The sequence below is a fragment of the Rhodococcus sp. NKCM2511 genome (genome assembly GCF_014905595.1).
Classification (GTDB): domain Bacteria; phylum Actinomycetota; class Actinomycetes; order Mycobacteriales; family Mycobacteriaceae; genus Rhodococcoides; species Rhodococcoides fascians.
In genome coordinates this window covers 212,586-226,729 of sequence record NZ_BNHJ02000002.1, presented here as the reverse complement: position 1 = coordinate 226,729, position 14,144 = coordinate 212,586, and the positions used below count along the sequence as shown (strand labels likewise).

General features: G+C 64.7%; 12 protein-coding genes. 3 read left to right on the top strand and 9 right to left on the bottom strand.

Translation table 11 applies throughout. From position 1 onward, the window contains the following. Positions 1-36: 36 nt before the first annotated feature. Both glnA (JLZ96_RS17650) and JLZ96_RS17645 read left to right on the top strand, forming a co-directional pair. Positions 37-1,377, top strand: coding sequence for a type I glutamate--ammonia ligase (gene glnA, locus JLZ96_RS17650; protein ID WP_027497412.1), 1,341 nt, complete (start codon positions 37-39; stop codon positions 1,375-1,377). Between the two features lie 142 nt (positions 1,378-1,519). Then, positions 1,520-4,567 carry a bifunctional [glutamine synthetase] adenylyltransferase/[glutamine synthetase]-adenylyl-L-tyrosine phosphorylase gene (locus JLZ96_RS17645; protein ID WP_094644280.1) on the top strand — a complete coding sequence of 1,016 codons (3,048 nt, stop codon included), beginning with the start codon at positions 1,520-1,522 and terminating at the stop codon, positions 4,565-4,567. On the opposite strand, the gene JLZ96_RS17640 is transcribed toward JLZ96_RS17645, so the two are convergent. From JLZ96_RS17640 to glnA (JLZ96_RS17620), 5 genes are all read right to left on the bottom strand, one after another. Beyond that, positions 4,564-5,547, bottom strand: coding sequence for a glycine betaine ABC transporter substrate-binding protein (locus JLZ96_RS17640; RefSeq protein ID WP_201010851.1), 984 nt, complete (start codon positions 5,545-5,547; stop codon positions 4,564-4,566). The two genes, JLZ96_RS17645 and JLZ96_RS17640, sit on opposite strands and share 4 nt — an antisense overlap. Continuing rightward, a complete protein-coding gene (locus JLZ96_RS17635) occupies positions 5,547-6,332 on the bottom strand; it encodes an ABC transporter permease (RefSeq protein ID WP_027497409.1) in 786 nt (261 codons plus the stop codon). The genes JLZ96_RS17640 and JLZ96_RS17635 overlap by 1 nt, the downstream gene beginning before the upstream one ends. After that, the gene (locus JLZ96_RS17630) at positions 6,329-7,525 is read right to left on the bottom strand and encodes an ABC transporter ATP-binding protein (protein ID WP_027497408.1); all 1,197 of its coding nucleotides are present in this window, start codon (positions 7,523-7,525) and stop codon (positions 6,329-6,331) included. The genes JLZ96_RS17635 and JLZ96_RS17630 overlap by 4 nt, the downstream gene beginning before the upstream one ends. Then, the gene (locus JLZ96_RS17625) at positions 7,518-8,168 is read right to left on the bottom strand and encodes an ABC transporter permease (RefSeq protein ID WP_027497407.1); all 651 of its coding nucleotides are present in this window, start codon (positions 8,166-8,168) and stop codon (positions 7,518-7,520) included. Before JLZ96_RS17625 ends, JLZ96_RS17630 begins: the two co-directional genes overlap by 8 nt. Positions 8,169-8,375: 207 nt before the next feature. Further along, positions 8,376-9,812: a type I glutamate--ammonia ligase gene (gene glnA, locus JLZ96_RS17620; protein ID WP_032368128.1), complete on the bottom strand. Its 1,437-nt coding sequence runs from the start codon at positions 9,810-9,812 to the stop codon at positions 8,376-8,378. Positions 9,813-9,979: 167 nt separating this feature from the next. Here glnA (JLZ96_RS17620) and JLZ96_RS17615 point away from each other — a divergent pair, with 167 nt between their 5' ends. Beyond that, complete coding sequence (locus JLZ96_RS17615; RefSeq protein ID WP_032368127.1) at positions 9,980-10,444, top strand: RDD family protein; 465 nt, start codon at positions 9,980-9,982, stop codon at positions 10,442-10,444. A gap of 37 nt (positions 10,445-10,481) precedes the next feature. On the opposite strand, the gene JLZ96_RS17610 is transcribed toward JLZ96_RS17615, so the two are convergent. From JLZ96_RS17610 to JLZ96_RS17595, 4 genes are all read right to left on the bottom strand, one after another. Continuing rightward, entirely contained in the window at positions 10,482-11,237 is a 756-nt protein-coding gene (locus JLZ96_RS17610) for a DUF4191 domain-containing protein (RefSeq protein WP_027497404.1), read from the bottom strand. Between the two features lie 61 nt (positions 11,238-11,298). Beyond that, entirely contained in the window at positions 11,299-12,312 is a 1,014-nt protein-coding gene (gene lipA, locus JLZ96_RS17605; RefSeq protein ID WP_176456727.1) for a lipoyl synthase, read from the bottom strand. A gap of 10 nt (positions 12,313-12,322) precedes the next feature. Beyond that, on the bottom strand, positions 12,323-13,114 hold the full coding sequence (gene lipB, locus JLZ96_RS17600) for a lipoyl(octanoyl) transferase LipB (RefSeq protein ID WP_032370282.1): 792 nt from the start codon (positions 13,112-13,114) through the stop codon (positions 12,323-12,325). A 21-nt stretch (positions 13,115-13,135) separates the two neighbouring features. Further along, on the bottom strand, positions 13,136-14,026 hold the full coding sequence (locus JLZ96_RS17595; protein WP_032368125.1) for a TIGR01777 family oxidoreductase: 891 nt from the start codon (positions 14,024-14,026) through the stop codon (positions 13,136-13,138). Positions 14,027-14,144: the final 118 nt, after the last annotated feature.

The window sequence follows — 14,144 nt, the reverse complement described above, 5'->3', positions numbered from 1 at the left end:
ACACAGATTTAACTCCGTTTGCTTACTCTCGCGTTCATGGATCGTCAAAAGGAATTCGTGCTCCGGACTCTCGAAGAGCGCGACATTCGTTTCGTCCGCCTCTGGTTCACCGACGTCCTCGGGTACCTCAAATCGGTGGCCATCGCGCCCGCTGAACTCGAAGGTGCATTCGACGAGGGAATCGGCTTCGACGGCAGCGCCATCGAAGGATTCGCCCGCGTCTCCGAGGCCGACACCGTCGCCAAGCCGGATCCGTCGACGTTCCAGATCCTGCCGTGGTCGACCAGCAAGGGTCACCAGCACTCTGCCCGCATGTTCTGCGACATCGCCATGCCCGACGGCTCGCCGTCCTGGGCCGATTCGCGCCACGTGCTGCGTCGCCAGCTGAGCAAGGCAGCCGACCTCGGATTCAGCTGCTACGTGCACCCCGAGATCGAATTCTTCTTGCTCAAAGACGCTCCCCAGGACGGCTCACCGCCGACCCCGGCAGACAACGGCGGCTACTTCGACCAGGCCGTGCACGACTCGGCTCCGAACTTCCGCAGGCATGCCATCGACGCGCTCGAGTCGATGGGCATCTCGGTCGAGTTCAGCCACCACGAGGCAGCGCCGGGCCAGCAGGAGATCGATCTGCGGTACGCGGACGCACTGTCCATGGCCGACAACATCATGACCTTCCGCTACGTGGTCAAGGAAGTCGCCATCGAAGAGGGCGTGCGCGCGACGTTCATGCCCAAACCGTTCAGCGACCAGGCCGGATCGGCGATGCACACGCACATGAGTTTGTTCGAGGGCGACGCCAACGCCTTCCACAACCCGGACGATCCGATGCAGCTGTCGGAAACCGGCAAGTCCTTCATCGCCGGCATCCTCGAGCACGCCAACGAGATCAGTGCCGTGACCAACCAGTGGGTCAACTCGTACAAGCGTCTCGTGCGTGGTGGCGAAGCCCCGACCGCTGCATCCTGGGGACCGGCCAACCGGTCGGCATTGATTCGTGTGCCCATGTACACCCCGAACAAGGCGTCGTCGCGACGCGTCGAGATTCGCAGCCCCGATTCGGCCTGCAACCCGTATCTCGCGTTCGCGGTGCTGCTCGCGGCAGGCCTGCGCGGAATCGAGAAGGGGTACACCCTTCCTCCCGAGGCCGAGGAAGACGTGTGGGCATTGACCTCCGCGGAGCGTCGCGCCATGGGCTACAAGGAACTGCCGGGCAACCTCGACCAAGCGCTCAACGCGATGGAGGGTTCCGAGCTGGTCGCAGAAGCACTGGGCGAGCACGTGTTCGACTTCTTCCTGCGCAACAAGCGTCGCGAGTGGGAGGAATACCGCAGCCACGTCACGCCGTACGAGCTGAGGGCGTACCTCGGTTTGTAGAGCGGCGGGGTCTGTAACAACCCACCGCTGCCATGGGCTACGTTCTAGTCGATCCCGAATGTAGGTTCGATGCCGGCGTGGGCACCCTCGCGTCGCATTACTGACGACGAGGTATATCTGTGGCACCCCGAGGTGGATTCTGATGGTGCGTCCTCCCACTTCCAGGTCGGTCGTACCCGGACCTGGCCGCCTCGGTCTCGTCGAGGAGACTGCGCCGTCCGATCTGCGCACCCTGGGCTGGACGGGCGAAGAGAGTCTGGAGCTGCTGTGGTCGCTCTCGCGTGCCCCCAATGCCGATCTCGCACTGCGCACGCTGGTGCGCATGTACGAGATGCTCGGCAGTGGCTGGGCCGAATTCGACGCCGCACTGCGTAACGACAAGGGATTCCGCGGCCGCCTCCTGGGACTCGTCGGCGCGTCCAGTGCGCTCGCCGACCACCTCGTTGCCGACGACACCACCTGGCGGTTGTTACTGACCGCGGAAGGTCAGAGCAGCGGAGTGTCGGCGAAGATCCAGTTGCCCAGCAAGGCAACGCTGGTCGCAGAACTGCTCGAGGCCGTCGGGGCCGAGCCGGAGACCGGGCCCAATGCCGCACCCGATCTGTACCGGGCGTCCGTCACCGGCCCGCCCGCCGTGATCGCCCTGCGCAAGAAGTACCGCGACCAGATCATGGTGTTGGCCGCCTACGACCTCGCCGCGACCGTCGAGAACGAACCGGTTCTGCCGTACACGGTGGTGGGAGCTCAACTGTCCGACATGGCAGACGCGGCGCTCACTGCGGCTCTGTCGGTGGCGGTGGCGACCGTGTGTCCCGATGCCCCGTGTCCGACGCGGCTGGCCGTCATCGCCATGGGCAAATGCGGTGCGCGCGAACTCAATTACGTTTCGGACGTCGATGTCGTGTTCGTCGCCGAGCCGGCGGACTCACAGGCGAGTCGGATCGCCGGCGAGATGATGCGCATCGGGTCCTCGGCGTTCTTCGAGGTCGACGCTGCGCTTCGCCCCGAAGGTAAGCGCGGCGAGCTGGTTCGCACGCTCGACTCGCACGTGGCCTACTACAAGCGCTGGGCCAAGACGTGGGAGTTCCAGGCCCTGCTCAAGGCTCGGCCGATGACCGGCGATATCGCCCTCGGCAACGATTACGTCGATGCCGTCAATCCGATGGTGTGGCTGGCCAGCCAGCGTGAGGACTTCGTGCCCGAGGTCCGCGCGATGCGGCGACGGGTCGAGGAGATGGTGCCGACCGAGCTGCGCGAACGGGAGATCAAACTCGGACGCGGCAGTCTGCGCGACGTCGAATTCGCCGTCCAGCTCCTGCAGTTGGTGCACGGCCGAACAGACGAGTCGTTGCGCGTACTGGGCACGACCGATGCCCTGACGGCTCTGACCGAGGGCGGGTACGTCGGCCGTGACGACGCCGCGAACCTGACCGCGTCCTACGAATTCTTGCGATTGATCGAGCACCGACTGCAGTTGCAGCGGATGCGTCGCACACACACCCTGCCTCCACCGGACGACGAGGAAGGTCTGCGGTGGCTCGCGCGTTCCGCGCACATGCGCCCCGACGGTAACCGCGATGCGCTCGGTGTGCTGAACGCCGAGATCAAGCGCAACGCGCAGCGCATCCGTCGGCTGCACGCCAAGCTCTTCTACCGACCGTTACTCGACTCGGTGGTCAAATTCGACTCGGAGACAGTGCGTTTGACCCCCGACGCGGCGACGCGTCAGCTTGCCGCGCTCGGGTACGCGACGCCGCAGAATGCGTTGGGCCACCTGCGAGCGCTGGTCGGTTCCGGTACCCGCCGCGGTCAGATTCAGGCCGTGCTGCTGCCGACGTTGCTCGAATGGCTCGCCGACACACCGGATCCCGACGCCGGACTGCTGAACTACCGACGGCTCTCGGAATCGGCCGGCGAGCAGACGTGGTTCCTGCGAGTGCTGCGCGACGAGGGTGCGGTGGCCCAGCGGCTGATGATCGTGCTCGGATCCTCGGCGTACGTGCCGGACCTGCTGATCAAGGCCCCCGAGGTCATCAGGTTGTTCGCCGACGGGCCCACCGGCCCGCGCCTGCTGGACGCCGAACCCGAAGAGACCTACCGCGCCATCCTGTCGTCCTCGGCTCGCTACGAGGACCCGGTTCGGGCGATCAACGCCGCCAGAGCGCTGCGCCGCCACGAACTGGCCCGGGTGGCCTCGGCCGACATACTCGGCATGCTCGACGTCCCTCAGGTCTGCCGGGCGTTGTCCTCGGTGTGGGCCGCAGTGATCAACGCGGCATTGGCGGCCGCCGTGCGGGCGAGTGAGAAGGAGCGCGGCGAGCCGGCACCGGCGACCCTGGCCGTCATCGGTATGGGACGCCTCGGCGGCGGCGAACTCGGCTACGGAAGCGACGCCGACGTGCTGTTCGTCTGCGAACCGGTGGACGGCGTCGACGAGACCGTTGCGGTCAAGTGGGCCAACACCATTGCCGATCGCATCCGGAAACTGCTCGGGGCACCGAGCACGGACCCGCCGCTCGAAGTCGACACCGGCCTGCGCCCGGAAGGTCGCAACGGCCCAGTGGTGCGCACGCTGTCGTCCTACGCCGCGTACTACGCCCAGTGGGCGCAGGCCTGGGAGGTGCAAGCTCTGCTGCGTGCGCATCAGGTGGCGGGAGATCAGGACCTGGGCATCCGATTCCTGCTGATGGCCGACAAGGTTCGCTACCCCGAGGGTGGAGTGTCCGCCGACGCCGTCCGTGAAATTCGGCGTATCAAGGCGCGGATCGACTCCGAACGTCTCCCCAAGGGAGCCGACCCGGCCACCCACACCAAGCTCGGACGCGGGGGACTGGCGGACATCGAGTGGACCGTACAGCTCATCCAGCTCCGCTACGCACACAAGGTCGAATCACTGCACAACACCTCGACGCTGCAAACTCTCGACGCGATCGGCGCAGCCGAGCTGATGAGTGAGACCGACATCGAGTTGCTGCGCGAAGCGTGGATCCTGGCGACGAAAGCGCGCAATGCGCTCGTCCTGGTTCGCGGTAAGCCGACCGACCAACTGCCGAGACCGGGTGCCGTACTGTCCGCCGTCGCACAGGTGGCGGGGTGGGAGAACGGCGACGCCGGGGCATTCCTCGACAACTACCTGCGCGTCACGCGTCGGGCCAAGGCAGTCGTGGAGAGGACGTTCGGAGGGCTCTAGTCGCTGCCCGCGGTGACGAAGCCCTGCTCGACCATCCAGTCGCGTGCCACGTCCGCGGGTTCCCGGCCGTCGATGTCGACCTGCTTGTTCAACTCCGAGATCGCTTCGTTGGTGAGCGCAGCGGAGATGGGCGCGGTGACCTGGGCTATCTCCGGATAGCGATCGGCGATCTCCTGCCGCACGACGACAGTCGCGTTGTACCGCGGGAAGAACGCCTTGTCGTCCTCGACCACGGTCAGGTTCAAGCCCTTGATTCGGCCGTCGGTGGTGAACACCTCACCGAAGCGGCACTGCGAACCGTCCGCAGTTGCCTGATAGATGACGCCGGTCTGCAGAATTTGCACCGAGATGGCGTTGGCGTCGAAACCGTACGTGGCGGCGAGGCCGGGGAGCCCGTCCTGGCGACTGTTGAACTCGGTCTCGACGCACAGCGACGCGGCGGCGGGATCTCGGTTCACCAGAGCGGCGTAGTCCGACAGCGTGCGCACGCCGGTTTCTTGCGCAACCTGCTGATTCATGGCCAGCGCGTAGGTGTTGTCCATCGGCGCGGGATTGACCCAGTCGATGCCGTTGGCCTTGTCGGCGTCGCGCACTGCCTCGAACTGTTCCGTGGCATCGGGAATGGGCTTCTCGTTGCCCAGGTAGTTGATCCACCCGGTTCCGGTGTATTCGTAGGCGAGGTCCACCTGGCCGTTCTGCATCGCGAGTCGAACGCTCTGCGAGCCCACGATGTTGGTGAGGTCTCGCACGTCGGCACCGGCTGCGCTCAGCGCGAATTCGAGGATGTAGCCGAGGATGATCTGCTCGGTGAAGTCCTTCGATCCGACGGTGAACTCGGCACCTTCGAGCCCCTCGAGCGGAGTGATGCTGCCGGCCTCGACCGACAACGGCATCGCGCCGCCGGACTGCAATCCGCACCCCGTCAGCGCGAGAACGGTGGTGGCGGACAGCGCTGCGAGTCGTCGGGTGGTGCGCCGCATCAGCGGAGTCCTTTCGGTCCGAGGTAGGCCTCGGCGAGTGCGCCCAGCCAATCCACCAGCAGCGCGAGTGCTACCGCGAGAACGGCACCCACGACGAGAATGAGTGGTTGGTTGAGCTTGTAGCCGGTGTCGATCAGCACGCCGAGCCCGCCTGCTCCGACGAGAAAGCTCAGAGTTGCGGTGCCGACGGCGAGCACGAGCGAGGTGCGCAGACCCGCCAGAATGAACGGCACCGCGAGCGGAAATTCGATGCGGCGCAGAATGCCCATGTTCGACATGCCCTGTCCGCGAGCGGCATCGATGTAGTTCGGCTCGACTGTCTGAAAGCCCAACATGGTGTTGCGCAGAACGGGGAGCAACGAATAGAACGCGATCGGGAGAACGCCGGTCCAGAAACCCGTTGCGCCCGTCCACAGGAACAACAACACCAGCAAGCCGACGGCTGGTGCGGCCTGCCCGATGTTCGCGATACCGATGAACAGTGGTGCAGCCTTGCGATACCCATTGCGAGTCAACAGAATTCCCAGAGGCACGGCGATGACCAGCACCAACGCGGTGACGACGAAGGTGATCAGCACATGCTCGAGAACCCGGGTGGAGATCGTGCTGATGTTGATCGTCTCGGCCTGCGTCGCGGTGAGGTCTCTGGTCAACGCGTAGACCAACAGAATCGCCACGATCACCAGCACCAGGGCCGGCTGGATGAGAAGACGAATTCGCTCGGCGCGCTTGGCAGTACGCGCGGCGTCCTTGGTCTCGTCGCCGGTATCGGCGAGTGTCGTCACGACGGAGTCCCAGCAGCTTCGCGCGGCTCGTCGTGATCGTTCGCGTGTTGCGACCGCAACGACTTGATGGTGTCGATCAGCACGTCGATGGTCACGGTGCCGACGTACTCGCCGCGATTGCCGGTGACGGTCGCCGTCGCATTGCCCTCGGACAGTAGAGCTTCCAGAGCATCCTGCAGGGTCGACTGGGTCGACACCAGTTCTCCCATCGGCACCCCGACGTCACGGAGGCTCCCCACACCCGCGAGGTGGCGTCGATCCGTCCACCGAATCGGGCGTCTACGAGAGTCGACGATGATTCCCCAGGCTTCCGGATCCGATCCCAGCGCGGAGTTCATCGACTCCACCGAGTCGTCCTCGCCGAACACCGGCACGTCGGACAGCTCGATGTCGCGTACTCGCATCAACGTCAGCTGCTTCAACGCGGCTCCGGCTCCGACGAACCCGGCCACGGTGTCGTCGGCCGGGTTGGCGAGCACCGCCTCGGGGGTGTCGTACTGGAGGATCGTGGACTGGTTACCGAGCACGGCGATGCGGTCACCGAGCTTGACCGCCTCGTCGAAATCGTGCGTGACGAAAACGATGGTCTTGCCCAATTCTGCTTGCAGACGCATCAATTCGTCCTGCAGCAACCCGCGGGTGATCGGGTCGACGGCACCGAACGGTTCGTCCATCAACAGCACCGGGGGATCGGCGGCAAGAGCGCGTGCGACTCCGACGCGTTGCTGCTGACCGCCGGAGAGCTGCCGCGGATAACGCTGGCGATAGACCGCCGGATCGAGGCCGACGAGGTCCAGCATCTCGTCCGTGCGGTCGTCGATTCGCTTCTTGTTCCACCCGATCAGACCCGGCACCATGCCGACGTTCTGCGCGATCGTCATGTGCGGGAACAGACCTGCCTGCTGAATGGAATAACCGATGGTGCGGCGCAATTCGTTCGGATCGATCGACAGTGCGTCCTTGCCACCGATCGTGATGCGGCCCGATGTCGGCTCGATCAGACGGTTGATCATGCGCATCGTCGTCGTCTTGCCGCAACCGGACGGCCCGACGAGTACGACGACCTCGCCCGCGGGGATGGTCATCGACACGTTGTCGACGGCAGCGAGCTTCTGCCCCGGGTAGCTCTTGGTCACGTTCTCGAGCACGATTTCCGCGCCGGAGACATTCGATGTACGGGTCGAGTCACTCACGGATACCCCTCGAGGTGGTCAGTTTGCCGATCAACACGTAGATCCCATCGAGGATCAACGCCAGCAGGACGATCAGGACAGTGCCGGTCAGAGCCTGCGGTAGAGCTGTGGGGCTACCCACGCGGGCGAGGCCCGAGAAGAGGAGGTTGCCGAGTCCGGGACCCTTGGCGTACGCGGCGATGGCGAGAATGCCCATGGCCATCTGCGTACTGACGCGCATGCCGGTGAGGATCGACGGCCACGCGAGTGGGATCTCGATGCGGCGCAACACCAGAGCGCGGCTCATTCCAATTCCGCGAGCCGCGTCGGCAACGGCCGGATCGACGGCTGCCAAGCCCACCACGGTGTTGCGGATGATGGGGAGAAGCGAGTACAGAACAAGTGCTGTCACAGTGGGTTTGACGCCCAGACCCAGCACCGGAATGAGAACTCCGAGCAGTGCGAACGACGGGATGGTGAGAACCGTACTCGCCAGGGCCGTCGCGACTGCGGAGCCCGCAGGGCTTCGGTACACGAGCACACCGATCGCCACCCCGATGACGGTTGCAATGACGACACATTGAATGACGGCCGACACGTGGAGATACGAATCGATCGCCAACTGCCTTCGCCGCCCGACAATGAAGTCCCACAGAGCGTCCATGCAGTTGTAGTCCTCTGTTCGGCTGAGCGCGGATGCTTTTCTGTACCCCGTCGTTACCCATTCAAACGTCAGGTGAACCCTTTTGCAGCGAAACGACGAAATGGCTTCGGCGACAAGCCCATTCGAACCGCGAACGCCCGACCGGGTCAGCCCGGTCGGGCGTTCGTGGACTATCGACGGGTCACCGACGAAAGATGACCCGAGAACTCACACGTCGTAGTAGAGCGAGAACTCGTACGGGTGCGGACGCAGGTTGACCGGAGCGATCTCCTGCTCACGCTTGAGCGAGATCCACGTCTCGATGAGGTCGGTGGTGAAGACGCCACCCTCGGTGAGGTAGTCGTGGTCGGCCTCGAGACGGTCGATGACCGCGTTGAGCGAGGTGGGTGCCTGAGGAATGTTCTTGGCTTCCTCGGGCGGCAACTCGTAGAGGTCCTTGTCGACCGGAGCCATCGGCTCGATCTTGTTCTTGATTCCGTCCAGGCCCGCCATCATCTGAGCGGCGAAGTTCAGGTACGGGTTGCCCGAGGAGTCCGGCGCGCGGAACTCGAGGCGCTTGGCCTTCGGGTTGTTACCGGTGATCGGGATGCGCACCGCCGCAGAGCGGTTGCGCTGGCTGTAGACCAGGTTGATGGGGGCTTCGTAGCCCGGCACCAGGCGGTGGTACGAGTTGATCGTCGGGTTCGTGAAGGCCAACAGCGACGGAGCGTGGTGCAGAATGCCGCCGATGTAGTGACGTGCCAGATCGGACAGTCCGGCGTATCCGGCCTCGTCGTGGAAGAGGGGCTTACCGTCCTTCCACAGCGACTGGTGCACGTGCATGCCCGAGCCGTTGTCGCCGAACAGTGGCTTCGGCATGAAGGTTGCCGACTTGCCGTTCTGCCAGGCGGTGTTCTTGACGATGTACTTGAACAGCTGCAGATCGTCCGCCGCGCGGAGCAGCGTGTTGAACTTGTAGTTGATCTCCTGCTGACCGCCGGTGCCGACCTCGTGGTGGGCACGCTCGAGCTCGAAGCCTGCGTTCTGCAGGTTGGTCGAGATCTGATCGCGCAGGTCGACGTAGTGGTCGTAGGGCGCGACGGGGAAGTAGCCGCCCTTGAAGCGAACCTTGTAGCCAAGGTTGGGGCTGCCATCGGCTTCGGTCTCGGCTCCGGTGTTCCACCAACCCGAGGACGAGTCGACCTCGTAGAACGCACCGTTGGCCTGCGAATCGAAGCGAACCGAATCGAAGATGTAGAACTCGGCCTCGGCACCGAAGTACGCGGTGTCGGCGATGCCGGTGCTGGCCAAGTACTCCTCGGCCTTACGAGCAACGTTACGCGGATCGCGGCTGTAGGCCTCACGCGTGAACGGGTCGTGGACGAAGAAGTCGATGTTCAGCGTCTTGGCGTTGCGGAACGGGTCGACCTGAGCGGTGGCGTAGTCCGGCAGCAGGATCATGTCGGACTCGTGGATCGACTGGAAGCCGCGGACGGACGAGCCGTCGAACGCGAGGCCGTCTTCCAGGGTGTCGGCCGTGAAGGCCTTGGCAGCAATGGAGAAGTGCTGCTGCGCACCCGGCAGATCGGTGAACCGGATGTCGACGTATTCGATTCCTTCATCTGCGATGAACTTGATGACCTCTTGGGCCGTGGAAAACGCCACGCTTTTGCTCCTTAGTTGAGTCCGTCGAACTGACGGTATGGACTCGGTGTTGCCCGCCCGTCAAGCTCGTGTTTCGCCCGTGTTACACGTCGTGGTTCACGGTTGGCACGAACAACAGTACGTCCACCCGTTTTTCCGTGTGCCCGACCGCGCCTATCCTGGGAATCATGGCACGAATGACAGGGTCCTGGTTGTCCGGACCGGCGGCCGCGAACCCACGACCGCCGCAGAACTTCCGTGGGGAACAACTCGGTCTGCCCGCGCAGGGCGTCGGCGCACTCGCCGGAACCGGTCGTAGAGTCCTGGCGTTGCTGCTGGACTGGACGATGGCCACCGGTGTGGCGTCGCTGATTCTCGGCGGTTACACCACCAGCGGACTGATCTCGACGATCGTGCTGGCCGTGTGGTTCGTCGTAGGAATCGCGAGCGTCTCGCTGTTCTCGTTCACCCCGGGGCAGTTCATCGTGGGAGTGCAGGTGGGACGCATCGACGCCCATGCGCGAGTCGGTTTCGTCCGGGCATTGGTGCGGCAGCTCATTCTGCTGTTCGTCGTCCCGGCCGTGATCACCGACATGGACGGCCGGGGAATGCACGACCGCGCAACGGGAACAGCCCTGCTGCGGACCCGCTGAGGGGTCGACGCACCAGGGCTGTCGGTCGAAATACGGGTCAGCGACGCTTCATGGTCCGCTGAACGCCCTTCATCTTGGCCCCACCGGGAATCGGTCCCTTGGGCATTGCCGGGCCACCCTTGGTGCCCAACGCGGCCAGCCGGGACTCGATGGTGTCCATCCGCTTGCCGTCGATGTTCTTCGGCAGCTTCGACAGATACTTCTGCAGACCCGACAGTGGAATCTGGTTCTCCCCGTTGCCGACGATGATGTCGTAGATCGGAGTATCGCCCACCAGCCGGGCGGTCTTCTTCTTCTCCTGGGCCAGCAGGGTCTTCACACGCTGCGGCGCACCCTCGGCCACGAGTATCACTCCGGGCTTCCCGATCACCCGGTGCACGGCGTCGAGATGAGTGGTGCCTGCGATCGCATTGGTGACACGCCACGATCCCTGAAGATTGTCCAGGGCCCACGCCGCAGCACCGGCCTGACCGTCGGCCTTCTTGTACACGGACTTCTGAACCCGCCGGCCGAAGATGATGAACGCGACCAGCACGCCCAACAGGAGACCGATGGGGAGAAGGAACCACTGGAAGCCGAAGGCCAGACCGATCAGGAAGCCGATCAGTCCGAGACCGACCACCGCTCCGATCATGAGCGGAAGGAGAGCCTTGTCGTCCTTACGCTGCATCTGGAACGCCTGCCACAACTGGCTGCGCCGTTCCTTCGATGCCTGCTTGCGGGCTGCCTTGGCAGCCGCCTTTGCTTCCTTGCTGGGCTTTGCCGCTTTGCCAGCTTTACTGCCGTTCGCCATACCTCACAGGATACGGCCTGTGCCGACGCTCACGTGCATCGCGCCACGTCGAGTGGAGCGATCAGCGAGGAGCCAGCCGAGCCATCAACGAGCTGGCCTCCTGAGAAGCTTCGCCGCCGTCGGTGAGGTGGCTCATGCTCTCGGGCAGTTCGCGACCGTGGTGTGCCATGGCCTGCGCGTAGAGGCGTCCGGCGCGGTACGAGGAGCGGACCAACGGGCCGGCCAGCACGCCGGCGAACCCGACCTCGGTGGCGTAGTCGGAGTGCTCGACGAACTCCTCCGGCTTGACCCACCGCTCGACGGGGTGGTGCCGCGGTGACGGTCGCAGGTACTGGGTGATCGTCAGAATGTCGCAGCCCGCCTCGTGCAGGTCGCGAATCGCTTCCTGGACTTCCTCGGGAGTCTCGCCCATGCCGAGTATGAGATTCGACTTGGTGACCAGACCGTCGTCACGCGCGGCGGTGATGACGTCCATCGACCGCTGGTACCGGAATGCGGGACGGATGCGCTTGAAGATGCGCGGCACGGTCTCGACGTTGTGGGCCAACACCTCCGGGCGGGAGGAGAACACCTCGGCCAGCTGATCGGGTTTGGCGTTGAAGTCGGGGATCAGCAGCTCGACGCCGGTGTTGGGGTTGAGCTTCTTGATGTACCGGACGGTCTCTGCGTACAGCCACGCACCACCGTCTTCGAGGTCGTCGCGGGCGACTCCGGTGATCGTGGAGTAGCGAAGGCCCATGGCCTGCACACTCTCCGCCACGCGGCGAGGCTCGTCGCGATCGAGATCCTCGGGCTTGCCGGTATCGATCTGGCAGAAATCGCATCGACGGGTGCATTGTTCGCCGCCGATGAGGAAGGTCGCCTCGCGATCTTCCCAGCATTCGTAGATATTCGGGCAGCCGGCTTCCTCGCACACCGTGTGCAGACCCTCACGCTTCACAAGACCTTTGAGCTCGGTGTATTCCGGGCCCATCTTGGCTTTGGTCTTGATCCAGTTGGGTTTGCGTTCGATGGGGGTCTCCGCGTTTCGGATCTCGAGGCGGAGCAGCTTGCGTCCTTCTGGGGCCACAGTCACGCCAGCAATGCTACGCGCCGAACCGAACCGTCGTGAATTGCGGGTTCACCGTCGCGGTGGTGATCTCCGGGTGCTCGAGCTCGTGCTCTCTGACCGGCATCGATCCGTCCAACGCGGCCAGAACTGCCGTCGTGACCGACTCGAGTACCTCGGCGACCGGGACGTCTCGCCCCAGCTCGAGCGACAGCGACGTCACACCGGCGTCGGCGATTCCGCACGGCACGATCGCGTCGAAACCCGTCATCGCCGAATTGCAGTTGAGGGAGAAGCCGTGCAGGGTCACGCCGCGCTGAACTCGCACGCCGATGGCCGCGATCTTGCGCTCGGGTAGAAGCACGCCGTCGCGAACCTCGGACGCGAGCCACACCCCGGACCTGCCGTCCACCCGCCCGCACGCGATGCCGTGATCGGACACCACGGAAATCAGCGCTTCCTCGATCCGGCGGACGTACTTGACGACATCGATCGGCTGCGCCAGCGCGACGATGGGGTAGCCGACCAGTTGGCCCGGCCCGTGCCAGGTGATCTTGCCGCCGCGGTCCACCTCGACCACAGGAGTACCGTCGCGCGGCATGTCTTCTTCCGAGGTGCGCCGCCCCGCGGTGTACACGGAAGGGTGCTCGAGCAACAGCAACGTATCCGGGCCCCGATTGTCGGCGCGGGCGTCGGCCAGTTCCCGCTGGAGAGCCCACGCCTGGGTGTACTCGACGGTGCCCAGCTCTCGCACGACGACCGGTTCGCTGCTGGCCCGGGCCGAGTCGGTGCCGGTGGCCGGAATCGACGGGGCGTTCACGTCACTCATGAACCGAGACGCTACGCCGGGTCATGAGCCGACAGCCACCCGCAGTGCCTCGCCCACGGTGTTGTGCTCAAAGGTGTAGCCGGCATCCTCGAGTGCCTTGGGAATGGCTCGCGGCCCGGTCAGGATCGCCTCCTCGGCAAATTCACCGATGACCGCTTTCAGGGCGAATCCGGGCACCACCCACGGGGCCGGACGATGCACCGCTCGCGACATCGCGCTGTTGAACTGGGCGTTGGTCACCGGAGTCGGACCCACCATGTTGACCGGTCCGCGCAGCGAGTCGTTCTCGATACCGTGCACGATGGCACCGATTTCGTCTTCCAACGAAATCCACGGGAAGTACTGTCGGCCACTGCCCAATCGACCACCGAGCGCGAACAGGTACAGCGGGCGCAGCTTGCCCAGCATGCCGCCGCGCTGCGACAGCACCACACCGCTGCGCAACAGAATCGTGCGAACACCTGCCTCCGACGCCGCAGCCGTGGCGTTCTCCCAATCGCGGCACACCTCGGCGAGAAATCCGTCTCCTACCGGAGCGGTCTCGTCGACCACGCGGTCGCCGGTGTCACCGTAGAAATTGACGCCGCTGGCATTGATCAGGGTGGGGACACCCGCGTCGGCCGCAGCCGACGCGATCACCTCGGTAGGCGCTATGCGGCTGTCGCGCACCAGCTGCTTGTACGCACCGGACCATCTTTTGTCGCCGATACCGACACCACACAGATTGACGACCGCATCGGCACCGGCCAGCACAGCGGGGTCGATACTGCCGTGCGACGGGTCCCACTGCGACTCGTCCGGTCCCGCCGGTGAGCGTCTGACCAGTCTGGTGACGTCGTGGCTGCGGCCGCGCAAAGCTGCAACGAGAGCTGTGCCGATCAAGCCTGATGAACCTGCAATGACTACGCGCATGTGAACGAAAGCCTCCTTGACGCACTCCGGGGCACCATTCGCGAACGAATGATGCCCCGGATGCTCTGTCCGTGCCCCTGGTGAACGAGACCCCGATGCGAATGTTTCGCGCTCCTAC

Coding starts and splice junctions, on each gene's coding strand:
- JLZ96_RS17625 (WP_027497407.1), bottom strand. CDS start 8,168: ATGGACGCTCTGTGGGACTTCATTGTCGGGCGGCGAAGGCAGTTGGCG.
- JLZ96_RS17645 (WP_094644280.1), top strand. CDS start 1,520: ATGGTGCGTCCTCCCACTTCCAGGTCGGTCGTACCCGGACCTGGCCGC.
- JLZ96_RS17640 (WP_201010851.1), bottom strand. CDS start 5,547: ATGCGGCGCACCACCCGACGACTCGCAGCGCTGTCCGCCACCACCGTT.
- lipB (WP_032370282.1), bottom strand. CDS start 13,114: ATGAGTGACGTGAACGCCCCGTCGATTCCGGCCACCGGCACCGACTCG.
- glnA (WP_027497412.1), top strand. CDS start 37: ATGGATCGTCAAAAGGAATTCGTGCTCCGGACTCTCGAAGAGCGCGAC.
- JLZ96_RS17615 (WP_032368127.1), top strand. CDS start 9,980: ATGGCACGAATGACAGGGTCCTGGTTGTCCGGACCGGCGGCCGCGAAC.
- JLZ96_RS17610 (WP_027497404.1), bottom strand. CDS start 11,237: ATGGCGAACGGCAGTAAAGCTGGCAAAGCGGCAAAGCCCAGCAAGGAA.
- JLZ96_RS17595 (WP_032368125.1), bottom strand. CDS start 14,026: ATGCGCGTAGTCATTGCAGGTTCATCAGGCTTGATCGGCACAGCTCTC.